Source organism: Bacillus zhangzhouensis, from assembly GCF_000715205.1.
GTDB lineage: Bacteria > Bacillota > Bacilli > Bacillales > Bacillaceae > Bacillus > Bacillus zhangzhouensis.
In genome coordinates this window covers 1-24,119 of the sequence record NZ_JOTP01000033.1, presented here as the reverse complement: position 1 = coordinate 24,119, position 24,119 = coordinate 1, and the positions used below count along the sequence as shown (strand labels likewise).

23 protein-coding genes and 1 riboswitch are annotated in these 24,119 nt (G+C 41.0%); of the genes, 3 read left to right on the top strand and 20 right to left on the bottom strand.

Annotated elements, in window-relative coordinates:
* Positions 1 to 317 precede the first annotated feature (317 nt).
* The 9 genes from licT to BA70_RS17070 form a co-directional block, all read right to left on the bottom strand.
* The gene (gene licT, locus BA70_RS17110) at positions 318 to 1,151 is read right to left on the bottom strand and encodes a BglG family transcription antiterminator LicT (RefSeq protein WP_034324799.1); all 834 of its coding nucleotides are present in this window, start codon (positions 1,149 to 1,151) and stop codon (positions 318 to 320) included.
* Between the two features lie 233 nt (positions 1,152 to 1,384).
* Positions 1,385 to 2,200, bottom strand: coding sequence for a YwqG family protein (locus tag BA70_RS17105; protein WP_034324798.1), 816 nt, complete (start codon positions 2,198 to 2,200; stop codon positions 1,385 to 1,387).
* 172 nt (positions 2,201 to 2,372) lie between these two features.
* Positions 2,373 to 2,828, bottom strand: coding sequence for a methyl-accepting chemotaxis protein (locus tag BA70_RS20995; protein WP_420834688.1), 456 nt, complete (start codon positions 2,826 to 2,828; stop codon positions 2,373 to 2,375).
* 533 nt (positions 2,829 to 3,361) lie between these two features.
* Entirely contained in the window at positions 3,362 to 4,096 is a 735-nt protein-coding gene (locus BA70_RS17095; protein WP_034324793.1) for an energy-coupling factor transporter transmembrane component T family protein, read from the bottom strand.
* Entirely contained in the window at positions 4,086 to 5,684 is a 1,599-nt protein-coding gene (locus BA70_RS17090; protein WP_034324790.1) for an ABC transporter ATP-binding protein, read from the bottom strand. Before BA70_RS17090 ends, BA70_RS17095 begins: the two co-directional genes overlap by 11 nt.
* Positions 5,659 to 6,258, bottom strand: coding sequence for an ECF transporter S component (locus tag BA70_RS17085; RefSeq protein WP_034324788.1), 600 nt, complete (start codon positions 6,256 to 6,258; stop codon positions 5,659 to 5,661). The genes BA70_RS17090 and BA70_RS17085 overlap by 26 nt, the downstream gene beginning before the upstream one ends.
* A complete protein-coding gene (gene tenA, locus BA70_RS17080; protein ID WP_034324786.1) occupies positions 6,255 to 6,941 on the bottom strand; it encodes a thiaminase II in 687 nt (228 codons plus the stop codon). Before tenA ends, BA70_RS17085 begins: the two co-directional genes overlap by 4 nt.
* Before the next feature lie 87 nt (positions 6,942 to 7,028).
* Positions 7,029 to 7,132: riboswitch (TPP riboswitch) on the bottom strand.
* Between the two features lie 56 nt (positions 7,133 to 7,188).
* Positions 7,189 to 8,316 (bottom strand): hypothetical protein, encoded by a 1,128-nt coding sequence (locus BA70_RS17075; protein ID WP_034324783.1) that lies wholly within the window; start codon positions 8,314 to 8,316, stop codon positions 7,189 to 7,191.
* Positions 8,317 to 8,457: 141 nt separating this feature from the next.
* Positions 8,458 to 9,114 (bottom strand): type 1 glutamine amidotransferase domain-containing protein, encoded by a 657-nt coding sequence (locus BA70_RS17070; RefSeq protein WP_034324781.1) that lies wholly within the window; start codon positions 9,112 to 9,114, stop codon positions 8,458 to 8,460.
* A 258-nt stretch (positions 9,115 to 9,372) separates the two neighbouring features.
* Between BA70_RS17070 and BA70_RS20380 the strand changes: the two genes are divergently transcribed.
* Complete coding sequence (locus tag BA70_RS20380; RefSeq protein ID WP_003214630.1) at positions 9,373 to 9,537, top strand: hypothetical protein; 165 nt, start codon at positions 9,373 to 9,375, stop codon at positions 9,535 to 9,537.
* Positions 9,538 to 9,572: 35 nt separating this feature from the next.
* Here BA70_RS20380 and BA70_RS17065 read toward each other — a convergent pair whose 3' ends face one another.
* The 3 genes from BA70_RS17065 to BA70_RS17055 form a co-directional block, all read right to left on the bottom strand.
* A complete protein-coding gene (locus BA70_RS17065; protein ID WP_034324778.1) occupies positions 9,573 to 9,944 on the bottom strand; it encodes a DUF1304 domain-containing protein in 372 nt (123 codons plus the stop codon).
* A gap of 5 nt (positions 9,945 to 9,949) precedes the next feature.
* Positions 9,950 to 10,204 carry an ORF6C domain-containing protein gene (locus tag BA70_RS17060; protein ID WP_034324777.1) on the bottom strand — a complete coding sequence of 85 codons (255 nt, stop codon included), beginning with the start codon at positions 10,202 to 10,204 and terminating at the stop codon, positions 9,950 to 9,952.
* A 206-nt stretch (positions 10,205 to 10,410) separates the two neighbouring features.
* On the bottom strand, positions 10,411 to 12,792 hold the full coding sequence (locus tag BA70_RS17055; protein ID WP_034324776.1) for an immune inhibitor A domain-containing protein: 2,382 nt from the start codon (positions 12,790 to 12,792) through the stop codon (positions 10,411 to 10,413).
* 925 nt (positions 12,793 to 13,717) lie between these two features.
* Here BA70_RS17055 and BA70_RS17050 point away from each other — a divergent pair.
* Complete coding sequence (locus BA70_RS17050; protein ID WP_034324772.1) at positions 13,718 to 14,656, top strand: MBL fold metallo-hydrolase; 939 nt, start codon at positions 13,718 to 13,720, stop codon at positions 14,654 to 14,656.
* A 267-nt stretch (positions 14,657 to 14,923) separates the two neighbouring features.
* Here the strand turns inward: BA70_RS17050 and BA70_RS17045 are convergent, their stop codons facing one another.
* The 8 genes from BA70_RS17045 to BA70_RS17010 form a co-directional block, all read right to left on the bottom strand.
* A complete protein-coding gene (locus BA70_RS17045) occupies positions 14,924 to 15,217 on the bottom strand; it encodes a putative quinol monooxygenase (protein ID WP_034324770.1) in 294 nt (97 codons plus the stop codon).
* A 25-nt stretch (positions 15,218 to 15,242) separates the two neighbouring features.
* A complete protein-coding gene (locus tag BA70_RS17040) occupies positions 15,243 to 15,881 on the bottom strand; it encodes a nitroreductase family protein (protein WP_034324767.1) in 639 nt (212 codons plus the stop codon).
* A gap of 13 nt (positions 15,882 to 15,894) precedes the next feature.
* A complete protein-coding gene (locus tag BA70_RS17035; RefSeq protein WP_078061755.1) occupies positions 15,895 to 16,338 on the bottom strand; it encodes a MarR family winged helix-turn-helix transcriptional regulator in 444 nt (147 codons plus the stop codon).
* A 351-nt stretch (positions 16,339 to 16,689) separates the two neighbouring features.
* Positions 16,690 to 17,991 carry a pyrimidine-nucleoside phosphorylase gene (locus BA70_RS17030; RefSeq protein ID WP_034324764.1) on the bottom strand — a complete coding sequence of 434 codons (1,302 nt, stop codon included), beginning with the start codon at positions 17,989 to 17,991 and terminating at the stop codon, positions 16,690 to 16,692.
* 25 nt (positions 17,992 to 18,016) lie between these two features.
* Complete coding sequence (locus BA70_RS17025) at positions 18,017 to 19,198, bottom strand: NupC/NupG family nucleoside CNT transporter (RefSeq protein WP_034324762.1); 1,182 nt, start codon at positions 19,196 to 19,198, stop codon at positions 18,017 to 18,019.
* 166 nt (positions 19,199 to 19,364) lie between these two features.
* A complete protein-coding gene (gene deoC, locus BA70_RS17020) occupies positions 19,365 to 20,036 on the bottom strand; it encodes a deoxyribose-phosphate aldolase (protein WP_034324760.1) in 672 nt (223 codons plus the stop codon).
* An 84-nt stretch (positions 20,037 to 20,120) separates the two neighbouring features.
* Positions 20,121 to 21,065, bottom strand: a complete 945-nt coding sequence (locus tag BA70_RS17015) for a sugar-binding transcriptional regulator (RefSeq protein ID WP_034324758.1) — start codon at positions 21,063 to 21,065, stop codon at positions 20,121 to 20,123.
* Positions 21,066 to 21,126: 61 nt separating this feature from the next.
* Complete coding sequence (locus tag BA70_RS17010) at positions 21,127 to 22,002, bottom strand: aldose 1-epimerase family protein (protein ID WP_034324755.1); 876 nt, start codon at positions 22,000 to 22,002, stop codon at positions 21,127 to 21,129.
* 226 nt (positions 22,003 to 22,228) lie between these two features.
* On the opposite strand from BA70_RS17010, the gene BA70_RS17005 reads away from it, so the two are divergent.
* The gene (locus BA70_RS17005) at positions 22,229 to 24,052 is read left to right on the top strand and encodes an acyltransferase family protein (protein ID WP_034324753.1); all 1,824 of its coding nucleotides are present in this window, start codon (positions 22,229 to 22,231) and stop codon (positions 24,050 to 24,052) included.
* Positions 24,053 to 24,119 lie beyond the last annotated feature (67 nt).

Genomic DNA, 24,119 nt, shown 5'->3' with positions numbered 1-24,119 from the left:
TCATAGCGATTGATCATTATTTAATTTTATATGTCTTTAGATATAAAAAAACCTAAATCACGCCTTATCAAAGATAGGGACAATGATTTAGGTTTTGCCTGCTTGACCAGTAACAATCCTTAATAGCGATTGATCATTATTTAATTTTATATGTCTTTAGATATAAAAAAACCTAAATCACGCCTTATCAAAGATAGGGAAAATGATTTAGGTTTTGCCTGCTTGACCAGTAACAATCCTAAAAGATTGTGGGTTATTTAGTTTATAGTTATAAATTATCATGTTAATTTAGTGATGTCAACGCTTTCTTTTTAAATTTATTTTCTTTTTACCACTCTGTCGATATGCAAAGTTAAGTATAACATCTCATCTTCTATGAGACTTCGGTTGTATTCTTTTTGAACATAATCGTTAATTTTTTCGGCGCATTGGAAAGCTGCTGTATTTTTTTCTTTTACCACTTCATACAGAAATTCATTTTGATTTTCCATTTGTGTTTCGTTAAACAGACGCTGCCCAAAAAACTTTAAATGCGTGACAAAACGGAAATAATTTAATGATTCCTCATCCAAATCAATTTGAAAGTGATACTTGACGATATTCAAAATATCTTGAATGAGCTTCGTGATTTGAATCACATTCGGCATTTCCTCATTGAGCTCTGCATTGACAATATGCATGGCAATAAAGCCTGCTTCATCCTCAGGAAGATGGATGTTGAGTTTGTCCTGTATGATCCGAACCGCTTCTACACCGCACATGAACTCATCTTTGTACAACCGTTTAATTTCCCAGAGCAAAGCATTTTTGATGTCCATTCCTTTTTGATGACGTTCGATGGCAAAGGTGATATGATCCGTCAACGTCACATAGATGCTGTCATTTAAATTTTTGTTCAGGGTCGTTCTCGCATGATCAATAATCGCCTCACACACTTGCATATACTCGATTGGAATATCATAAAGCAGGGTTTTAAATTTTTCTGATATATCTTTATTTTGAATGGAAAATACTTTTTCGATACGTTCTTCGTCAATCGGGTCTCCGCTTTTCTTTTGAAACGCGATCCCTCTGCCCATAATGACCAGCTCATGCTGCTCGTCATCATACGCACTGACCACATTATTATTGATTACTTTCGAAATGATCAATTGATACCCCCCAGTACATTCCGCTTTTTCGAGCATTTATTGTTGATTGATATGTCATTTTATTATTATTATCAAAAAAGAGGACTTTAAGATGATTTTACATTTTTTTTTGATACGGTCAACTAGAAAGAATGACATATTACCTCTCAAACATGACGAAATAGGGGCAAAAAGTCTAAAAACATACACAAAAACACTCTATAAAGAGTGTTTAAAGAGTGTTTTTTACAAAATCAGGAGCAATCCCAATTATAGACGACATTCTCGAAATTTTTTCGTTTGAGGTCTTCTGGTTTGATAAAAAAGTTGGCGATCCCGCAATCTCCCCACAACATATCCACTTCATCATCTGAGTCGATTTGTAATAACAGAACGGTATGTTCCTGGTCTTCGTAGGTACGCGGGTCCTCTTGTGTAAAGCCTGGATACCCACCCAATTTGTGACCAAAACCACTCTCTGTCTCATAAAATTCATCTAGCAAGGCATCCGCTTCATCTCCATCAATACCTTCTACACCTTCGAATAGGTCCCAGCTTTGTTTGCCTGTGACTTTTTCAAATCGAAAATCTCCTACACTGATCGTTTCGCTTGATAATTCACCTGTTATCGCGCCTTCTTTCGTCACAGGAAAATAAAAATCATCTGGAATTTTCACAAAAGAAAAATCAGTTAATAACTCTTCTTCTGCTACAAAAGGTTCTTCAATGAATTTAATCCGAAAATCTTTTTGCTCTGTTTTATGGTCAATATTCATCCCATAAAGATCATCATGAACAGAAATAAAAATTTGCAGAAGTCCTGTTTCTGGATAATCTTTCAGCTTCGGCAGCTGTCCAAAATTAACTTGTGCCAAAAGCTTCATAGGATGTCCTTCACCGTCAACTGGATATTCGTCGTTTTTTGGGAAGTAAGGGTCCCCTGCTATTTTGCTGTCGTATGGTCCTGTTTTTCCTTGTTTCATCTGTAATTGAATCATTGGTTTTTCAGTTTGATCTAACAATGTTCGGTAAGGTGCGAGTATTTCTTGCAGCTTCGCTGATTGTGTCACGATGGTCTTCCTCCTTATGAATAGGTCTAATGACCAAGCTAGTCTCTCTTTTTCTATCATACAGAAGTGTACCCTGCCTGTCAGCGATCAATCGGTCAATATCCTAACAAGTTCCTCACCTTAAAACGTTAAAAAAACCTCCGCTTCAGCTGGAGGTTTTGATCAGAATTTTTTATTTCACTTGATAGTTAACTAAGTCGTCTGCCAATGCTTTCATCGTTTCATTAGTTTCGTGAAGTCCTTCAATAATTTTAGTAAAAGTGCCTACAAGCTCTGCTTGATGCTCAGAGGAAGCCACGATTTGTGCAATTTCTTCTTCCATTCCTTTAATAGATCCCTGTACATCTTTTAGCGCTGTTTCAATATCAGTCGTCGCTTGCTTCGCATGAGTGGATAGCTTCCTCACTTCTGTTGCGACCACTCCAAAGCCTGCACCCGCTTCACCTACTCTTGCAGCTTCTATTGATGCGTTGAGTCCGAGTAAGTTCGTTTGATCAGAGATACCTTTGATGAGATTGGACACTTGATTGATTTTAGAGGAATTTTCGACAGTGGTTTTCGTATTTTGCAGTATTTGTTCACTTGTCGCTTGTAGTTCCTCTGAATGTGCGGCAACTTGCTGTACCATCGCGACTAGTTTTTCAGATGCTTGGTTGCTCTCTGTCATGATGTGATCTAATCGATGTTGATTGGTTTGGTCATATGCAACACAAAAGGCAGCGACAACCTGACCATTCTCATCTGTAATCGGGACGGCTACGATATCCATTGGAATCCCGTACACCTCTTTCGGGATTTGAATAAAAGATGGCTCTCTCCCATTTTTCAGCATCGCAAAGTTTTGAAATCCATTAGCCACTGTATCACCAGCTTTAAACCCTAAGTCAATGTTCCCATGTTGCTGATAATAAAGAACCTTCTCTTTCCCTAAAACAGAAAAGGTTAGTTGCTCTCTCATAGCTAGTCCAATGATTGGTAAAGCGTCTATTATGTTATCAATTCTCTGTGACATTCGCTCACGTTCATCCTCTCTTTTTCTCAGTACATCCTCTTTATCGGTTCTTTATATGATCTATTACAGCCTGCAATGTGTACTAATATCAATCAAATGACCTAAGACATATAAAACACCCACATTCTATCAAGAGAATGTGGGTGTTTTTAAAAAAAGAAAATGCACACGAAGACACTGATACCTATGAAAAAAAGGTACATGTAGTCAATCCAAGATGTGCTGATGACATGATAATACGTTCGCTCCCTCGTCCCTGTGAAGCCTCTTGCTTCCATCGCAATCGCTAGGCGTTCAGATTTTCGTACGCCCTGCGTGAAAAGGGGAAGTGCATAACGTATAAAGGCTTTCCAGCTGTTTTTTTGCTTGTAGCCCCTGATTTTATGCGCAGCCTTCATTTGCTTTAATTCACTCTGAAACAACGGGATAAATCGGAAGCCGGCAAGCATCCCATACGCCCATTTAGGTGACATTCGGCATTGATGTATTAAGCTCATCATAAAGGCTGTCAAATCTGTTGTAGAGGTAAAAAGAAGACCAAAGGTCACAAAGCCAAGCATTCTGAAAGATATGGTGAGGCCATTTCTTAAACTCTCCTCTGTGACATGAAACCACGCCCACTTCCAAACAGTATGATCCCCCTTGCCGAAGGCCGCCATCATCCAAAACACGAGAATAAAAAAGATCAGATAAGGGACAAATCTTGTGATAAGATACTTGATATTCCAACCGCCTAGGACAAGCCCGATACCAAGAGCAAACAGCCAGATGATGAAGGTTGTTTTGGGATCGGAAATCGCCATAAGACAACACATTGCAAGAAGATGAGCGAGTAATTTCATGACTGGATTCACAGTGGATAGAAAGGAGTGATTACTTTGCAATCGTCAGCACGTCCTTTCTTTCAGCCACATAGCGATAATGCAAAGGCACTCTCAGCTGATAGGAATCAACGAGTTTCTGATTTGAAAATAAATCATAAGGCGTGCCATCATACACATGCTCCCCTTGGTGAAAAAGCAGCACCTGATCTGCGCATTTATCGACGAGCTCCATATCATGTGTGACCATCATAATGGTAGTGCCTTGGCGTTGCCGCTCTTTCAAACGTCTGATTAATTCCTTCGCCGTTTTTTCGTCCTGTCCAAAAGTCGGTTCATCTAACAGTAATACATCCTGATCAAAAAGAAGCATTGTGGCGACACTTAATCTTCTTTTTTGCCCTAAACTTAAGGTGAAAGGATGCGCTTCCGCATGCTTCTCTAAGCCGAACTCTTCCAATAGCTGATACGTTTTTTCTTGTACCACTGATTCTGGCCAATTTCGCTGTCTTCCGCCAAATGCGATTTCATCAAACACCGTGTCTTGTATAAATTGCAGCTCTGGATTTTGAAAAACAAAGCCTGCTTTTTCATATAGTAATCGGTCAGACCACTTTTTGAGATGTTTTTCTTTTAAGAAAATATCGCCTTTTTTGATTGGCTCTAATCGGATCAAATGTTTAAGACATGTACTTTTTCCGCTACCATTTTCCCCGATGATCGCCACCCAATCTCCTGTTTTTATATCCAACTGCAGGTCATTCATAATCCTTTTTTTTCCGTAGCTTAATTGAAGATCATCTGTGCGAATGATTGTCTCTCGATCGATTGATGACACCTTCTCACGCCGCTCTTTTCTTGCTTTAAAGGTTTGCATAAGTGTTTGACTCAGTGGGTGAAATGGATCTTGAATGATAGTGGACCATTTCTCGGGAAATATTTTTGGGCGCCAAATTCCTGCCTCTTTCATTTCTCCCTCATATGCTGTCATCACATCTTTCGGAGATCCATCTGCTAAGATGCTGCCTTGATCATCTAATAAAATAACCCGGTCCATCCATTCGATGACACCGTCTAGCACATGCTCCACAAAAATCATGGTTTGATGCTGATCAGCTGCAAGCTGCTGAAGTAGCTGAAATATCTCCATTCTGCCTGCTGGATCAAGCTGTGCAGTCGGTTCATCAAAGAACAGAACATCCGGCTCTAACGCTAGTAAGCAAGCAAGCGCCAATCGCTGCTTCATGCCGCCTGATAATGTGTGAATATCTGTATTCGGATCGACATCCAGTTGTACTTTTTGCATGAGATGCTGAATGATGTCATCCATCTCTTCACGAGGGACAGAACGGTTCTCTAAGCTAAATGCAATTTCTTCATTGACCCGGTGCATACAAAACTGGGAATCAGGGTCTTGAAACATGACACCTGTATGTCTTTGTAACATCACTTCTCCCTGCACGTCAGCTTCCATATGTTCTGGAATGATACCAGAAAGCACCGACATGAGCGTGGATTTTCCGCTTCCGCTTGGTCCTAAAATAAGCACCTTTTCTCCCTTTTGAATAGAAATAGATACTTGATGCAGAACAGGCTTAGGCTGTTCATAAAAACGGACAGTGAGGTTACTGCACGCGAGAAATGAATCCATGCTGTTCACCTTTGTTTCGTTTTTCTTTCATGATGGCATATTGATTCAGTACACCGGTCTTGGATAATGCATCCACTACAACCTTCGCTAAGCATCCCCCCAGTATCATACCGCTGATAATTTGAGTCACAAGTGTCATGAGTAAAACTTGAGGCGTATAATAACCAAATCCATTGGCAACCAGGCTATATGCCATCGCTCCTACAGCTGCAAAGGCACCAGACAGCATAAGTGTCCACATGCGATATCGTTTATAACCAAAAAGAGCGAAGGCGATTTCTGCCCCAAGTCCTTGGCATACACCAATCAGCAGAGCTGAAAGACCGAAGTGGCTGCCTGTCAGTAATTCCACGGCGGCTGCGGCTGTTTCTGCAATGAGGGCAGCTCCGGGCTTTTGGATGATATAAGCGACGATCGGACTGGCAATCACCCAAATTCCAAACATGATATTGCCTCCAGCTGGACCAACAAGTGCTGTAATCGGTAAATAAAGAGTGGACCACCCTAAATAGATCACACCGCACGCCACAGATAGGATCACAGCAAGGACGACTTCTTTCATCTTCCACGTCATGATGAATGCACCTCCAGCTTGACTGGCCACTCTTCCACAGTGAACGCCATTTCCCAGAATTTGTACTCAAGCTGACAGCTTAAGAAGAAGTGCTGTTTCATTTTTTCCTTTTCTTTCTCACTTGCTCCTTCCGCCCACTGATCAAGCCTTTTGCAAAGCTCAACTGTAACTGAGTCAGTTAACCCGCCATAAAATGTGATCCACTCATAAAATGGATGCGCCGGGTCAGGCTGCACATCTGAAAGCATTCGTTTGCCTATTTCCCAATATGTCCAAGGACATGGGAGCAAAACAGCAATAATTTCTCCAAGCGTGCCTTCCTGTGCGACTTGCAGCATGTGATGAATATAGTGGTGAGCACTCGGAGCCAATGTAGCACCTTGCAGCTCATCATATGCTACACCTGCCACTCGGCAAAGGTTTTGATGCGGATGTGTCTCACTATCTAGTACAAACGCGATCTGCTGATGGAAAAAGGCAATATCCTCTCTATCTGTACATCTACTAATCGCTGCCGCATAAATTTTAATGAATGCATTTAAGTATTCTGCATCTTGTTTGACGTAATGAATGATCTGTTTCTTTTCAAGCTTTCCTGCTGCCAGCCCTCTGACAAACGGATGCTGATAAATGGCTTCAAATAATGGTTCTGCTTCTTTCCTTAATTGCGTTGAAAATGTCATAAAAAAAGCCTCCTCTTCTTCAGTTGAATAAATGAAAAAGCCACCCCAAATGGAGCGGCCTTCTTATCGATTCAATCATGAATAAGACAAGGTCCAGCTCCACTTCCCTCCGCTAGTACGAACTAGATCAGGTTCAAAGGGTCCAAGATTTCCTCTTGTCTCAGTCATACATGACTCCCCTAGTGGACTTTTGTCATTTAATTATCTTTACTGTACACATGTGGCGATTTGATGTCAACCGCCTTTCTTAATTCAATGTATTAATCGTTGGCAGCTTCTCGATTCCTGCAGCATAGTAGAAATTAAGAACACTGAAGAAATCAATTGGCTTACCTGTTTTTAAATCAACAGCCAAAATATGATCGCCGGAATTTGTCAGATCATCAAGGTCTAAGCGTCTTGGTGTTGTCTTCCCAAGCGTATCAACAAAGCTACTATGGTAGTATTGTCCGCTTGCATACGATGATTGATGGTACATAAACAATGTCTCCACATCTAAATAGACGAGAATGGCCTCAGATGAACTCGCATAAGGAGCAGAGTACGATACTGGTGCCGAAATACTTTTCACTTTCACACTTTCAACAGAATGGGTTCTCTGTTCATATTTTCCATCATATGAGAAATAAAACACACGCTCCCATTTATAATCGGCGGTCTTCGATTGTTTGTTATACACTTTTGTACCATTTGCGAAAACATCCCCATTGGCATACGCAGCGACAAAGTATTGCAAGGTTGATGACAGGGATTCAGCACCTGTGAAATTGGGTGGGTTTTTTGCATTCACCTGTAATGTATATGAGTCTCCGAAGTCTCCACCACTTGTGATCCCAAACGCATAATCACCCGCTGGTAAATTGCTTACCCCAAGCAGACTGCCTGCCGGTTGAATAAGATCCGTTGGATAAGCTTGTCCTGCCTCAAAATCAACAACAAATAATTGAACGAAATAATCAGCATTTGGAGATGTAATCCGACTGATGAGTGCCTGAGGTGAAGACGTGCTTAAAAACCATAAATCAACTGGATCCTCCTCTGTTAAGACAGCGGATTGATTGATTGCTAGTCCATCAATGGAACGGACAGCAGACGTGCGCAACTTTCCATCTTTAGCTGCTTTTCGTTTGATACTGATTCCATTTTTCTTATCTACTTTAAATGATTTTTTCACTTGCTTCTGTTGAATAGCGGTTCCTTTATCCTGCTTCAAAAATGACTCTTGCACTTGCTGGATGGCTTTTTCCGACAATGGCAACACTTTTCCATCTGACTTTGGTGCGTCTTCTGCTTTTAATGCTGGTGAAAATAAACCTGCTGTCACTAGTAAAACAGCCAGCAAAGCTACGGTGATTTTTACGTAAAATGCTCTCACAGGAACATCCCCTTTTCCCTAATTTGGGTTTTTTACCCTGTGATCATTTTACCATTTTTCCAATACTTGTTTTGGTCTTTTTCAGGAAATTTTTATAACAAAAAAACCAGCCGTATGAGTCACGACTGGTTTTTTGACGATTTATGCAATGGTTTTGACAAATAAGCGTGCTGTTTCTGCACTTGATCCTGGGTTTTGTCCAGTAATGATTTGTCCATCTACAACAGCGAATGGCGCAAAGGCATCTCCTTTTTCAAACACTGCTCCTTGCTCACGAAGCTTTGTTTCCAATAAAAATGGAACCTTTGATGTCAGCTGAACGGCATCCTCTTCCTCGTTCGTGAACCCTGTTATTTTTTTGCCTTCAATAAATGATTTTCCATCTCGATCCTTCACATCAACAAATGCTGAAACGCCGTGGCAAACAGCTCCGACAGCACCATTTTTTTCTGAAATTGCTAAGATCGCATCGGCTACCAGTTGATTGGACGCAAAGTCGATCATTGGGCCATGTCCTCCCGCAAAGAAGATCCCATCATAATCAGCTGGATTCACATCTGTTAGCGCCTTTGTATCTTGAAGTAATTCATACACATCCTGATATTGCGCTGGAACACCTTCAGGAATTGAATTTTTATCTATTGGTACAGTTCCACCTTGAATGGAGACAATTTGTACATCTAGTTCATTTTCTTTAAAGTTGTGAAAAGGCTCCGCCAATTCTTCTAGCCATAGGCCTGTTGGGTGTCCGTTCATTTCCGGGCTACTTGTCGATACTAATAAAACTTTCTTACTCAACTTGATCATCCTTTCGATTCTTCATGTGGTCATTTTATATTTTGCGCAATTAAATATCAAGCAATTAGACTTCGATGCAACTCTTTATGGTATACCCGATTTTCTAAAAAATATGGCATCACTTCAAATCTAATCATTATGTCACATTCTATCGGTAGGGAATTTCATGTAAAATTGTCATTGAGTGATGATATAATATGAAGAAAGATTGACAGACCTCTCGTGCTGGAGGGGACTTTTTAAAGGAGTGGAAAAGAGATGAAAACCTATTCGATTGTGATGATCATCATCACGCTCTGTATCATATTGGCGGTCTTCTTAATGAACCTAACAGGGGTCATGTACGGAAAAATCATTTTGGCTGTTGCCGTTGCTCTTTGTTTGACATCCATTATTCGTTTGATGGGTCTTCGAAAAAGATAAAAGCTGCCCTTTTATCGGGGCAGCTTTATTTAAGATTACATAGCCAGCATAAGCGCAATTAATGCGAGCAAGGCTGGTATTCCTTGTTTGATGATAATGGATTTATTGGATGTCACACCGCCAAATACTGCTGCGATGATCACACAAAGAATGAAAAATAGCTGAATCATATATCCAACGGTATTTGATCCGAGAATGAGCCCCCAAACGAGCCCTGCAGCTAGAAACCCGTTATAAAGCCCTTGATTGGCAAACATCACTTTCACATTTGGATCTTTTTGTAAGTGTTCAGGCAGTCGGAAAGATCTTTTAGCCATCTTTGATTCCATAAAAAACATTTCTAATAACATGATGACAATGTGTTCTAACGCGACAATTCCTACTAAAATCATTGCTAAAATATTCAATTTAGTTAATTCCTTTCTGATAGACGATCATGAATCTCTATTTTGTCCGTGTATAAATCAAAGTCTTGTATTAATTCTAGCGCTTCAGTAAACCGACTTTGTGGAATGTCTCTCATTTTCCTTACACCGAATTCCTTTTTAATAAAAGCCATGATGGTATTGATATGAAGCTTACCGTGGCCATCATACTCCAAATGGCTGCAAAAAGTCTGCATCGTCCCTCGAATCACCTTTAATTGCTTGTCAGTGACACAACTCATTGGTAACGCTCATCCTTTCCTGTTTTTTAACAGCTAAAAAGAACCGTGAATGAAAGAAAAACCTTCCAGTCTCTATTATATAATGGTTTCATTCGGATATCAAAATAAAAAAGAACAGACATTCGATCAAAAAACGATCATATGATAAAAATCCTTGTCTCAACACATCAAAAAGCCGGATTCAATGGTAGAATCCGGCTTTCTGTTTAGTTACTTTTAGAAATTAATACCTTTCCAACAGAACGATCCTTACTTTGTCCAACGACTTTAAAGGATAGACCATATGTCGGCACATCGCGTCCTGCGTCTGGGTTATTTGGATTCACATAATTCTTTTGATCACTAAATGTACGAGTCGGACGAATATAGCGATCTTCCAAGGTTAAGCCTGTTGTCGCTGTATAATCAATATTCAGCTTCGTACTTGGATTCAAAGAAAATGCTGCATCATGTACTTGGAATCCTGTGGCCGCAACAGAGCCGTCACTCCATTTCAATACTTGCTGATCGGCATCTACGACACCAAGGAAGCCGTTTCCTGGGTGCTTCCCTACCCAGTTATCACTATAAGATTGATCGACATACCACACGACCAAACCGTTATTATAGCTCATCAGACTTGCCCCACGTTTGATATGCTTTAAGCCTTTATCGACATCAGCATAAGAGCGCCACTCTAGTAAATAGTATTGCGCTGCATATTGTTTTCCGTTAGATTGAGAGAATCCATTGAAGGTAAAAGTGGACGTTCCCTCAGCATCATCAGACCATACCTTCGTTCCATCTGCTGTTACGTTTAGATCATCTACGAACAAGCCTGGTAGCGAATAGCCTGCATCGGTTGTGTATCGGAATTGCAGATCGATTTTCTTCCCTGCATAATCAGAAAGATCAAAGGTTGCATCTACCCAGCCGTCTGATTTTCCGTCGATGCCATTGCCTTCGTTAGCACCTGCTTCATTTCGATCATTCGTGATGTTACCAGCAATGGTTTTCCATTGATCGGTCCCAGTCTCACGAACTTCTACATACGCATAATCATAATCTTCTTCGATATCGTACCATGCTTTAAATGTAAGCTCTGCTTTGCTTCCTTTTGACAAATCAATACCTGTTGTCGTCATGGTTGCATTCAAATTGTCACCCGTCCCACTGAAGTACGCGTATTTTCCTTGAGCAGGCTTTGTGACCACAATCTCTTTATCTGGTAAATCGACTCGAACAGCATCATGGTTGGTTCCTTTTGTTGCTGCTTCATCAATTAATACTGTTTTGCTTTTCTTTAATGCTTTACCATCAATGGTTTGTCCTGAAAGCCAGTTGCCACCATGCAGATTTTGAAGCATTTCTTTTGCATATGGACTAAAGCCTGTTGGTTCCGTACCAGGTACTTTACCTGCCCAGCTCCCACTTGACATGATAGACCAGTAAGAAACGGGCTCTCCTTTACCTGTGTATTGTGTATCGTACTCATCAGGAAGACCAAGATCATGCCCGAATTCATGTGTGAAAACGCCTGCTGCGCCATCTTCAGGCTCAATGGTGTAATCTAATGCGCCTAATTTTCCGCCTTGACCCGCTTCAGATTCAGTATTCGGAATTTCAAATACATCACCAAGTGACCAGCGGTGCGACCAAATGGCGTCAGAGCCTAGCTGTCCGCCGCCTGCTTCTTCACCTACGCCAGCGTGAACGACCATGAGATGGTCAATAATGCCGTCTGGCTCGTTATAAACGCCGTCTCCATCAATATCATAGCGGTCCCATTGATCATATTCACCGAGGTCAATATTCGGATCTTTTGCGGCTGCTTCAAGTGCTTCTTTCACCAATTCACGCGGTTTACCGTCACTGCCTGATTCGTCTGGTACGTTTCCACCGTAATAAGCTGCTTCATGCTTAGCTGTATACCATCCTGCAACTGTTCCACTGATTGTGTAACTACCGCCGGACTGCTTTTCATAATATTGCTTCATGGATACTTTGCGTTTACCATCTGGACCGATGTAGCCATTTTTTCCGAAAAGCATATCTTGATAGTGCTGTTGATCGTACTTGTCATAGTACATATCAGTCTCTTCTTTTTTAATACTATTATGCTTATAATCTTTAAAATCTACTAATAAAACCAACACTTTATCATTGCGAACGTCGCCTTTATACTTTTCCTTTTTGACCGGCTTTACTTGATTGCCTTCTTTTCCTTTATGCTGCTTCAACTTTTTCTTTTTGGCTAGTTTGTTATGTACTTCTTGTTTGTATTCTTTTAGGAATTCAGGCTCTTCTGTTAAGGTGCTGGCACTTTGTTTCATGGCAGCTTCTTCTTTTTTCTTTAAATAGTTCTTTAATGCTTTTTGGGTTTCTGCTTCATTGGCATTCTTTTTGATCTTTCCTTGTTTTTTCAAGGCTTTGATGAGACGGTCTTCATTCACAACACTTGCATCGAATGGAATACCTGAATAATGACCGCCGTCTGAGGATGTTGACTTTTCTGTAGTGTGGGCAGATAGAGGGGTGCTGAAAGCTGTCAATGTGCCTAAACCGAGGACAGCTGTTAGTGCTATGCTCGTCCATTTCCCTTTTTTCATATTGGTTCCTCCCTAATTTGGTAATAAATAATATCTAATTCTAGCATATTCCAATATACTTAAGTCGAAAAACATTTTATTTTCAGAAACTTTGTGGAAAATGCACAATACGGGAATGAAATGGCCGAAACCAGGTGTCGAAAATAAAAGAACCCCCGGTGATGAACAGGGGACTGAAACCCGTTTTTGATACAGGGATCAAAACACCTTCATGAAACAGCCCGTTGCCAAAACTCTTTCGGTGACTTTCTGAGTTCAAACTGGGTGGAAGGATTCGATCGGGCATTATCAGCGGGCATACCCTTATGAGACATGCTTATGATCATGCCTTTTTCCTTAATATCGTTTTGATCAGCATATGAAGTGAGATTGCTCCTTGAACACTATGAAGGATGCAGCCTCCTGACAATTGCCTGTATAGCTGATTCAAAGTATCTAGAACTGGAGAAACGTCTTGTTTATCAACAATCGTTTAAGTGACTAAACCTTTTATGGTGGGTAGATAAAGCATTTTTTGAACAAATGACAAATACGTAATATCAGTCACTCATTTTAATGGCTTTGTTGTAGAAAAATCCCATTTCAATTGATTTTCTGCATGTAAAACGGATCGTTAAAAAGGCATATTAGGGTGAATTTTGTTGAAACTCTCATATTTATTTCTATTGACATCAACCTATAGATGTAACTATAATGGTTACATCTTATCTGGGTGTAACCATTATAGTTGCATCTTTTTTTAAGGCTATCAGCATGAATCAACTATTCACTTTGTTTCGGGGAGGTTAATGATTGAACAATATCCAATGAATTCGCTAAAGAAATATTTGTTTATGTATTGGCTACACTTATACATAAGACCTTTGTTTTTAGTCATTAATAAAATATAGGGTCTTCTTAAAAAATGAAAAAGGAGAATCATCTAATGTTTAAATTAAAATCAGTCATAGGATTTACTTTGGGTCTTTGTTTCGTGTTATTGCTAAGCGCATGTGCTAGCAATGAAGATACAAAAAATACAGCAACCGATAACAAAAACACAGCGGACAAACAAGCTGTAAATCTTAAAATCACAACATTCAACCCTGGAGATAAAGGAGTTTTTGCTGTCACTTCTAGCTTGATTGAAGGACCGAAAGAAGTCATTCTTGTCGATGCCCAGTTTGAAAAGGATAATGCAGAGAAGTTAGTAAAAATGATTCGCGATACAGGAAAGAAACTGACAACTGTTTATGTCAGTCATAAAGACCCAGATTATTACTTTGGTCTCTCTGCCATTCGTGAAGCATTCCCTGATGTGAAAATTGTGGCAACGCCTGAAACTGTTAAGGGGATTAAAAAAACGATTCAGGCCAAAAATGATTACTGGAATCCAATATTGAAGAAAAATGCACCAACAGCACAGATTATTCCAGATGTTTTAAAGGGAGATAAACTGACAGTTGATGGAAAAAACATCAACATCATTGGACTTGACGGACCAGATCCATCTCACACTTTTCTATGGGTTCCATCAAAAAAGACAGTTCTAGGTGGAGTACCTGTTTATGAGAATGAATATGTTTGGACAGCAGACAATCAATCTCAAAAAAGTCGTGATCAATGGCGTGAAATTCTAAATCATATTCTTGATCTGAAGCCAGAACGTGTGATTCCAGGTCATTATCTAGGTAAGAGTGCTGAAGATACATCTGCAGTTGTGTTTACCCGTGATTATATTGCAAAATTTGAAGCAGCTGCTAAGAAGGCAGACAATTCCGCTCAATTGATTGCTAAAATGAAGAAAGAGTATCCGAACTTTACGAACACTGGAGACTTAGAATTGAGTGCTAAAGTCATGAAAGGCGAACAACAGTGGCCGTGATATCATAAATATGATTGACCATTCAGTGTGTTCTCATTTTAGATGGGAGCACTCTGAATGATTAGATGAAATATTTTGCCTTGATTATTTCACCTCCTAAATTGATTTCATCTTCACTTCAATTGAATAACTAACTCTTGAACCCATAGAAAAACACCTTCAAATTGATTTCAGGTACTCTATACCTGATTTTCAACTGAAAGGTGTTTTTTATTTGTCTCACTTTATAGGGTCCAGTCCTGAACGCCTAGGGTGTTTATTGTTTTTCTATGAAAGCTGCTCACCATGAAATGCAACTACATCAAGTGGAGCGGCTAAAAATTCTTTTGCCTTCGCTACGAAAGCTTGGAAATGTGCACTTGCATTATGGCTCTGAACCGCTGCTTCATCTTTCCACACTTCCACCATTAAAAAGGTATTTTCTTTTTCCGTATCCTTGAACAGTTTGTAGGATACGTTGCCTTCTTCAGCCTGTGAAGCTTTCATTAATCCGTTGATTTCTTCTAAAAATACGTTTTCTTTTTTTGGATGAATGGTCATCCCTGCATGAATAATAATCATGTGATCGTCTCCTTTTTAAAAGATATTATTTCCAATCTGCAATACGATCGATTGGTAAGCGGTAAGATGGATAGCCTTCGTCAGCCGCTTTCCCAATGGATAGAAGCATCACTGGTACATAACGTTCTTTATCCCAGCCAAACGTTTCAGCAATGACGTCTTTGTCATATCCGCCAATTGGGTTTGTGTCATAACCGTGCGCACGTGCAGCAAGCATGAGTTGCATAGACACAATTCCACCGTCAATTAAGATCGTTTCACGATTCACTTGCTCTGGAAGAGCGTCAAAATGTGCAGTTAATGCAGCAATTTGTCTTTCTTTCACTTCTTGTGGCATGTAGCCATTCTCTACCGCTTTTGAATAAATTTCTTCTAAGTATTCATTGTTTTTCATATCTGCAAATACAGCAATAACAGCTGCTGATGTTGACACTTGTGTTTGGTTGAATTTTGCTAGTGGTGCCAGCTTTTCTTTTCCTTCTGGGCTGTCAATGACCATGAAGCGCCAAGGCTGTGCATTCACTGATGATGGTGCAGTTGTTGCCTCTTCTAAAATCTCTGTCATTTCTTCTTTGCTAATTTTCACAGCTGGATCATAGTTACGAATAGAGCGGCGCCCTTTCATAATTTCCATAAAATCGTTTGTTTTTACTGTTGTAGCCATGTGTAACACTCCTTTAGGTTGTTTGAATCTTTTCGATGTTTTGTTGTATACGGATGAGCACATCAGTGAGAAGCTTTCGTTCTTCATCACTTACGTTTTCAAGCATTTCTGAGATAAATCGTTCTTTTTCTTTTTTAGAAGCTTCGATTCTTGTTCTGCCTTCCTCTGTCAGACGGACAAGCGTGACTCGATTATCTTCCGGCTTTCTTCTGCGCGTGACCATTCCTTTTGCTTCTAGCTGTTTTAAGTGACGCGTCACAGCCGCACTATCAATATTTACTTTTTTCTGTAAATCTGATTGGCTGATTTCATCGGCTTGAAATAACAGTGATAGCAACTCCAGTCTTGATTGGCTGATGCCCGTGCATGCTTCGAACTTCACACCCATCATACGGTTCACGCACTGCAAACGATATAATATCTCTGCTTCTTCAGAGCAAAATGCAGTCAATGCCATCCCCTCATTTCTATTCAGATCAATTAGTTGATATATCAATCATTGACTCATCAACTAATATACACCCGTTGTTTGATGATTGCAAGAGGTTTGTTTCATAAAGTGAAATTTTTTATCTCAATAGAAAAAGACGAGCTGCACACGCCCGCCTTATGTTATGTTGTCGATGTTGACCCTGCATAGTAACTAATTCCAATGATCATCAATACAGCAAAAATGAAGAGAATCAGTTTGAGCATTCTCATGGATTATCCTCTCCCACCTTTCTAACTTACCATATATCGGGGATTCACCCCCTAAATTTTACATAAAAAAAAGACAAAAGCGATCAATCACTTTTGTCCTTTATCTTTATTCTGTAATTACAGTGTGAATTAAAGTTGGTGCATCGGCATGATCTGCAATGCGGATGTTGTCATAAATTTTCTCCATGACATTCGAAACATCTTCACGATTCGCATGCAGTGTCACGAGTGAATCACCCTTTTCTACACGATCGCCCACTTTTTTGTTCAACATGATGCCGACAGATAGGTCGATATCGTCCTCTTTTGTTGCACGTCCTGCTCCAAGAATCATCGCTGCAACACCGATTTCGTCTGCGACGATTTCAGCAACTACACCTGCTTCTTTTGCAGGAACTTCGATTTGGTAAGGGGCTTGCGGCAGTTTTTCTGGTTGATCTACAATCGAGCCGTCTCCACCTTGATTTTCTAAGAATTCCTTGAATTTCTCAAGTGCTTTGCCGTTTTTCATGACTTCAATTAGCTTTTCTCTTGCTTCATCAAGCGTTTCTGCTTTTTTCGCAAGAACGACCATTTGACTTCCTAATGTGAGCACAAGCTCGTTTAAGTCTTCAGGGCCTTCGCCTTTAAGTGTGTCAATCGCTTCTTTCACTTCAAGGGAATTTCCAATCGCTAATCCTAACGGCTGAGACATATCAGAGATGACAGCCATCGTTTGTCTGCCAACGTTGTTTCCGATGCGGACCATGGCTTTTGCAAGCTTCTCAGAGTCTTCAGGTGTTTTCATGAAAGCACCTGCACCTGTTTTCACGTCTAGTACGATTGCATCTGCACCAGCAGCGATTTTCTTACTCATAATTGAGCTTGCAATGAGTGGAATCGAGTTAACGGTTCCTGTCACATCACGAAGGGCATAAAGTTTTTTATCAGCCGGCGTGAGGTTGCCAGATTGCCCAATGACCGCTACTTTATGACGGTTCACCAGCTCGATGAACTCGTCTTTTGTAATTTCTACGTGGAAGCCTTTCACAGCTTCAAGCTTGTCCACTGTTCCACCTGTATGCCCAAGACCGCGCCCTGACATTTTCGCAACAGGTACATCAAGTGCTGCAACAAGAGGAGCGAGTACAAGAGTTGTTGTATCGCCTACGCCGCCTGTTGAGTGCTTATCGACTTTAATGCCGTCAATCGCAGACAGGTCAATCGTATCCCCTGAGTTCGCCATAGCGAGGGTTAGGTCTGCACGTTCTTGATCCGTCATATCTTGGAAGAAAATTGCCATAGCCAAGGCACTTGCTTGGTAGTCAGGAATTGCTCCGTCCGTATATCCTTTGACAAAGAAAGAAATTTCCTCTGAAGATAATTCTTTTCCGTCGCGTTTTTTCGCAATGATATCTACCATTCTCATTGTTCTCACCATTCCTTTTTTAAAATTAGTAAATCAAACCGACAACGCCTGCTGTTAAGAAGCTGACGAGTGTTGCACCGAATAACAGCTTTAATCCAAAGCGTGCGACAACGTTCCCTTGTTTTTCGTTTAAGCCTTTAACTGCTCCAGCAATGATACCGATAGAGGAGAAGTTCGCAAATGACACAAGGAATACAGAGATGATGGCTTCTGTACGAGCAGTGAAATGTAGACCGTCTCCAGATAGTGCTAGCATCGCCACAAATTCGTTGGACACCATTTTGGTTGCCATAATGCTTCCTGCTTGTACCGCTTCGCTCCAAGGTACACCGACAAGAAACGCAAATGGAGCAAAAACATATCCAAGTACATCTTGGAAAGAAACGCCGATGACCGCTGTGAAGATTCCATTAATCATCGCAATTAACGCAACGAATCCAATCAACATCGCAGCGACAACAATTGCTACTTTGAAACCATCCATAATATATTCGCCAAGCATTTCAAAGAAGGATTGCTTTTCTTCTTCTACAATTTCAATCATGTCTTCGTCCTTAGCCACTTCATAAGGATTGATGATAGACGCAATAATAAATCCACCAAATAGGTTCAGCACGAGTGCTGTGACAACATACTCTGGTTTAATCATTTGCATGTACGCACCGACAATGGACATCGATACAGTTGACATCGCAGATGCACACAATGTATAAAGACGCTGCTGAGGTAATAATCCTAGCTGTTTCTTAATGGAAATAAAGACTTCTGATTGACCTAAAATCGCAGACGCTACTGCGTTGTAGGATTCTAGTTTACCCATTCCATTTACTTTACTAAGCAAATACCCGATTCCGCGTACGATAAGCGGGAGAATACGCCAATGCTGCAAGATACCGATCAAGGCAGAAATAAAGACAATCGGCAGCAAGACGTTGATGAAGAAAGTTGACGCATTATCATTCATTAACCCGCCAAATACGAAGTTGATTCCTTCACCGGCATAGCCTAGAAGCATTTGGAATCCCTTTGCAAAACCCCCAACTAGGAAGTTTCCAACACCTGTATTAAGCAGAATATAACCTAAAATAAATTGCAGTACAATCATGACAATGACTGGACGGAACTTCACTCGTTTTTTCCCGTTACTAGCCAGCCATGCAATGGCGAGAATCACCAGCAAACCGATGATACCAATCACGTATTTCATGTTTTTCCTCCTCGAATGAATTCGTTTACATTAATGCGATTGTATAGAACAAACCCTATTGCGCAAACAAAACGCGGAAGAAATTCCCAAAAATGAGGTCCTTCCGCATATGACTTTTTCATCATTTAATCGTCATGAATGTTATCCTACCATAGGATCGTATGAATTAATAGTCTTTCGAAGGAGCTGATTGATCCCCTTTAATAATGGAAACGCCTGCACTTGCACCAATACGGGTAGCGCCTGCAGCTAGCAATGCCTCAACATCTTCTTTAGTTCTGACGCCGCCTGATGCTTTCACACCGATGTCAGGCCCTACTGTTTTACGCATCAATGCGATGTCCTCAGCGGTTGCACCGCCTGTACTAAATCCAGTTGATGTTTTCACAAAATCAGCGCCAGCTTTCACAGAAAGCTCACAAGCTCTCACTTTCTCTTCGTCTGTGAGTAAACACGCTTCAATGATGACTTTCACAAGTGCCTTACCTTTCGCCGCGTCTACCACTGCACGGATATCTTGTTCAACCACATCATATTCGCCGTCTTTCAGTGCCGCAATATTGATGACCGTATCCACTTCTGTTGCTCCGTTTTCAATCGCATCCTTTGTTTCGAATGCCTTGACCGCCGTTGTATTTGCGCCTAACGGGAAACCGATGACAGTACATACATCAACGCCTGTTCCTGCTAATTCTTTCGCTGCAAGTGACACCCAAGTTGGATTGACACAAACGGATGCAAATTGATGAGTCTTTGCTTCTTCAAGTAACTGCATGATTGCAGCTTTCGATGTATCTGGTTTTAGTGCTGTATGATCAATGAGCTTTGCTATCGTCATGCTTCACACTTCCTTTTAATTATGATACTTTCATCATATATGACGTTTGAACAATTGTAAACACCCTTATGAAATTTTGTTCATCTATTTTGTGACATGTAAAAGAGCACTTGCTGTGTGCTGATCAATGATCAATACGTTCGCATATTTTCCTCTAAGTGCCCCGTGGATTGAAGCAACCTTGCGATGTCCGCCAGCGACAAGAATAGATCGTTCTTTTGTTCTTAAATCATCAAGCTCCACACCGATTGTGCGATTGTTAATCGCTTCACTGCAAATGCGTCCTTCTTGATCATAAAAACGCGAACAGATATCGCCGACACTGGATTCCTTAAGCAGCGCCTTTTCTTCTTCACGGAAATAACCAAGCCTAAACAAAAGTGCCTCATCTCTTACCGTCCCCACAGTAAACACAGCGATGTTCGCCTGTTTGCCCATTTCAATGATCCGCTGAATATGTCTGTCCTGTTCGACCATCTCTTTAACGGCTGCACTATCAAACACAACAGGAAGCGGCAAATAGCGTGGTGCGGTTTGAAAGGCCTCCGCAAACAGCTGGATGGTTTCCGCAGAATATGTATTCACATGTGAGTGACTGATCCCACCCTTCAGCTGGACAACCTCTACACCTTTTACCTGTTTAGGTTGCATCTTTTGTGCAATTTGATACATCGTGGTTCCCCAGCTCACACCCACAATATCACCGTCTTTCACCGTGTCTTGCAAGTACTCTGCACCAAATTGGCTCAGGTAATCGGTGATGGTTGGATAGTCGTCCTTTGGTGAAAACACCACATGAGCTTCGAGCAAGTCATATTTTTCCTTGAGCAATGAAGACAGCTCATTTAAATCCTCAAACGGGTCCATCACCGTGATTTGGACGTACCCTTTTTCCTTCGCATATTGAAGTAGCCGAGACACAGTGGGCCTAGACAGGTCAAGCTGTTTGGCGATTTCCTGCTGGCTGTAATCAGATAAGTAATACAGCCTTGCCGCTTCAATACTTAGTTGCTGTTTCTCCCGATCCATTTGTACGCCTCCTTTTTTTCTTCTATCATAACAAATTGTTCACCTGATCATGCACAAATGTTCATTTGAAGAAAATAGTATAGTCGGCACGGAAGGTCTCATTCTTCTCTAAAGTTTGAATGCCGAATTTCTCTTTGTACTGCCCACTTGCCCCTTCCATATCGGCGATGCCATACCAAGGCTCAATACAAACAAAAGGAGCCATCGTTCCCTTTTCTTGATTATAAGGGGACCAAATGCCAACGAACGGAAAACCAGTGAGGTCGATCTCAACCCCGTGGCCTGCCTGCGAAAACAACGACACTCGATTGATATGACTAAAGATCATCGCATCATCCTGAAAAAACTCTGGTCGAAGCTGAATCGGCTCAAGCTGAACGTCTTTTTCCTTCTCCCTTACAAGTGAATTCCGCAGTTCATATTGAACAGGCTGATGTTCATCAGAAGCTGTAAGTGTCAGCGTATAATCCTTTGTCTGCTCTCCTTCGACTAGCGGGACCTTGAATGCTGGATGTCCACCAATGGAGAAATACATTGTGTCCTCTCCGTCATAATCAATTTCCCAGGAAATCGTCAGCCCATTTTCCGATAGTGCATAACGAATGCGGGCTGTAAATTCATAAGGATATTGCTCAACGTGGCGACCATTTGATTGATATTGAAAAGCCACCTTATCTTTCGCTTCTTCAAATAAATCAAAATCAACATCACGCAGAAATCCATGCTGCGTGAGCTCATAGATTTGAGCACCTATCTTGTATTGATCATCCTTTAATCGTCCAACAATCGGAAATAAGACGGGCGACACCCTGCCCCAATAATTGGGATCACCAGACCACATATAGTGACGCCCGCTTTCCTTATGAAGCACCTCCCTGACCTCGGCACCCCTCTCAGTGATCTGAACCAATAGCTGATCATTTTCAATCGTTCTCATTCAACACATCCCCTTTCCTTCTTCTTTTATTATGACAGGGATTTTGGTTTTGAGTATTCCCAATCCATTCATTCTTTCTTCATATAAAAAAATTTAAAAAAAGACAGAAATTCGCCAACAAAATGTGATGCTGATTCGTCTAATCTTATATAAAATAAAAGAATCGTTGTTCTTTTGAAGTAACAATAAATAAGAAGCGTTCGACATTGATGGGGGATTCATTTTCATGAACAGCAAGGAAAACCGTTTACGTTATATATTAGGATTAGATGGGCTGCGAGCCGTTGCCGTATTGGCGGTCATTGCTTATCACTTACATATCGGACCCGCAAGCGGCGGGTTTCTTGGCGTTGATTTGTTTTTTGTGATTTCTGGTTACTTGATTACGACGATCTTGTTACATAAGCAAGATTTGGGGTATCAAGAGCTTTTACCATTTTGGATGGGACGGATCAGAAGACTTCTTCCAGCGGCTTACGTGATGATTTTTTTAACCGTCAGCTGGTGCGCGATTGCGGGTTCAAACGCATTATTGTCCATTCGTGGCGATGCCATATCGTCCTTTTTTTATGTCAGTAACTGGTGGTACATTTTCCATCAGCTGTCTTATTTTGATAGCTTCAATGCCGTATCTCCACTGAAAAATTTGTGGTCTTTGGCGATAGAAGAGCAATTTTATATTATATGGCCGGTGCTGCTGATTGCTGGACTGAAATGGATGAAAAATAGAGCCCACCTCCCCATGATCACCTTTGGCCTTGCACTCGTCTCCGCCTTATGGATGGCGATTCTCTATTCACCGGATACCGATCCAAGCAGGGTTTATTACGGAACAGACACTCGTGCATTTGCGCTCCTGATTGGATGCAGTCTTGCATTTGTATGGCCGATGCAAAGACTGTCCAGCAAAAAATTACTTCCTGTCGGCAGACGTATTTTACATATCGCTGGATTTGGTTCGTTTGCGATTTTCCTCCTATGTGTTTATGCAGTGGACGAATTTGACAGCTTTCTCTACCAGGGCGGAATGCTTTTATTCTGTCTTAATTCAGCAATCTTAATTGCATGCGTATGCCACCCTGCAAGTCTCGTAGGGAAATGGCTGTCCTTTAAACCCCTTGTCTGGCTTGGGAAGCGGTCTTATGGTATTTACCTGTGGCATTATCCTATCATCGTGCTGACCACACCGGTCATTGAAATTGGACAGCCTTCCATGGGGCGTGTCACATTACAGCTCATGGCGATTCTACTGATTGCAGAGGCTTCCTATCGCTGGATCGAACAGCCAATTCGGCAGCTTGGATTCAGGCAATATTTTGCCTCTTGGTCTATTTGGAAAAAGGGAGTCAAACAATGGTCTATGTCCAATAAAGTGTTTCTTGGGATCGCCGCAGCACTCTTGATTTTGTTTACGATTGGCATGTCTAGCTCGTCTCATACTTCTCCACATGCCAAAGAAGTGACACAAATTAAGACGGCACCAAAAAAAGCAGGAGACCCTCCTGAATCAAAAGCGAAGAACAAGAAAGAAAAACACGAAAAAAAAGCAGCAGACCATAAACAATTTCACCAAGTTCTTGCCATTGGTGATTCCGTCATGTTAGATATTGCTCCCAATCTCGAAAAGGTATATGAACAAATTACCATTGATGCGAAGGTTGGCAGACAAATGAACGAAGCCATTAGTATCGCCCCTCAATATGCTTCATTTAATCAGGTTGATGCCGCCGTTATTATTGAGCTTGGCACAAATGGTTATTTTACTGAGGGTACTTTGACATCACTCATTCAACATTTTTCAAAAGCACACATTTTCCTTGTGAACACGAGAGTTCCAAGGTCTTGGGAAAATGATGTGAATGCAGTGATCCAGCGAGTGGCCGATCAACATCGCAATGTCACACTGGTCGATTGGCATTCAGCCGCTACAGGACAGCCAGCCTATTTCCAGCCAGATGGTGTCCATCTTTCAACAAAAGGATCTGACACATTGACACAGCTCATTACAGCAAGCATCAAGAAAAAAGGAGATGTGTCGTCATCATCATAAAAAGACTAGCATGACGCTAGTCTTCCAGATTGTTGACAAAGGGCTAAAATGATCTTTATTTTAGCCC

What these genes read in the sequence shown, in the direction of transcription:
- BA70_RS17015 (WP_034324758.1), bottom strand. Translation starts at nt 21,065, where the DNA reads ATGGATCGGGAGAAACAGCAACTAAGTATTGAAGCGGCAAGGCTGTAT.
- deoC (WP_034324760.1), bottom strand. Translation starts at nt 20,036, where the DNA reads ATGACGATAGCAAAGCTCATTGATCATACAGCACTAAAACCAGATACA.
- BA70_RS17055 (WP_034324776.1), bottom strand. Translation starts at nt 12,792, where the DNA reads ATGAAAAAAGGGAAATGGACGAGCATAGCACTAACAGCTGTCCTCGGT.
- tenA (WP_034324786.1), bottom strand. Translation starts at nt 6,941, where the DNA reads ATGACATTTTCAACGCAATTAAGGAAAGAAGCAGAACCATTATTTGAA.
- BA70_RS17045 (WP_034324770.1), bottom strand. Translation starts at nt 15,217, where the DNA reads ATGATTATTATTCATGCAGGGATGACCATTCATCCAAAAAAAGAAAAC.
- BA70_RS17005 (WP_034324753.1), top strand. Translation starts at nt 22,229, where the DNA reads ATGAACAGCAAGGAAAACCGTTTACGTTATATATTAGGATTAGATGGG.
- BA70_RS17060 (WP_034324777.1), bottom strand. Translation starts at nt 10,204, where the DNA reads ATGAGTTGTGTCACTGACAAGCAATTAAAGGTGATTCGAGGGACGATG.
- BA70_RS17050 (WP_034324772.1), top strand. Translation starts at nt 13,718, where the DNA reads ATGTTTAAATTAAAATCAGTCATAGGATTTACTTTGGGTCTTTGTTTC.
- BA70_RS17040 (WP_034324767.1), bottom strand. Translation starts at nt 15,881, where the DNA reads ATGGCTACAACAGTAAAAACAAACGATTTTATGGAAATTATGAAAGGG.
- BA70_RS20995 (WP_420834688.1), bottom strand. Translation starts at nt 2,828, where the DNA reads ATGGTACAGCAAGTTGCCGCACATTCAGAGGAACTACAAGCGACAAGT.
- BA70_RS17030 (WP_034324764.1), bottom strand. Translation starts at nt 17,991, where the DNA reads ATGAGAATGGTAGATATCATTGCGAAAAAACGCGACGGAAAAGAATTA.
- BA70_RS20380 (WP_003214630.1), top strand. Translation starts at nt 9,373, where the DNA reads ATGAAAACCTATTCGATTGTGATGATCATCATCACGCTCTGTATCATA.
- BA70_RS17035 (WP_078061755.1), bottom strand. Translation starts at nt 16,338, where the DNA reads ATGGCATTGACTGCATTTTGCTCTGAAGAAGCAGAGATATTATATCGT.
- BA70_RS17090 (WP_034324790.1), bottom strand. Translation starts at nt 5,684, where the DNA reads ATGGATTCATTTCTCGCGTGCAGTAACCTCACTGTCCGTTTTTATGAA.
- BA70_RS17010 (WP_034324755.1), bottom strand. Translation starts at nt 22,002, where the DNA reads ATGAGAACGATTGAAAATGATCAGCTATTGGTTCAGATCACTGAGAGG.
- BA70_RS17085 (WP_034324788.1), bottom strand. Translation starts at nt 6,258, where the DNA reads ATGACGTGGAAGATGAAAGAAGTCGTCCTTGCTGTGATCCTATCTGTG.
- BA70_RS17025 (WP_034324762.1), bottom strand. Translation starts at nt 19,198, where the DNA reads ATGAAATACGTGATTGGTATCATCGGTTTGCTGGTGATTCTCGCCATT.